This window comes from Streptomyces nanshensis, assembly GCF_001751255.1.
GTDB lineage: Bacteria > Actinomycetota > Actinomycetes > Streptomycetales > Streptomycetaceae > Streptomyces > Streptomyces nanshensis_A.
Genome location: NZ_LJGW01000152.1, coordinates 1 through 222, shown reverse-complemented (window position 1 = coordinate 222; position 222 = coordinate 1). Strand labels below are relative to the sequence as shown.

Below are 222 nucleotides of genomic sequence, written 5' to 3'. Positions count from 1 at the left end.
CCCGCCACAACTCCACCCGGTGCCCGGTGAGTTGATCGCTCAGCGCGGTCGAGGCCGCCCGCGGCAGCACGTCCTGCGCCACGGCGAACGTGACACCGGTGACCGCCGCCGCGGCCACCGCCATGGCGGCAAGGCCCGCGCCCCGGCGCCGTATCCGCCCCGCCGCGAGCGAGCACACCAGCACCGCCAGGGCCGCCGCACAGCCCACCGGGGTGCCCACCA

General features: G+C 77.9%; 1 pseudogene. It reads right to left on the bottom strand.

The annotated features are described in order from the left end of the window. Positions 1-222, bottom strand: a pseudogene (locus AN218_RS36550) (O-antigen ligase family protein); the annotation flags it as partial.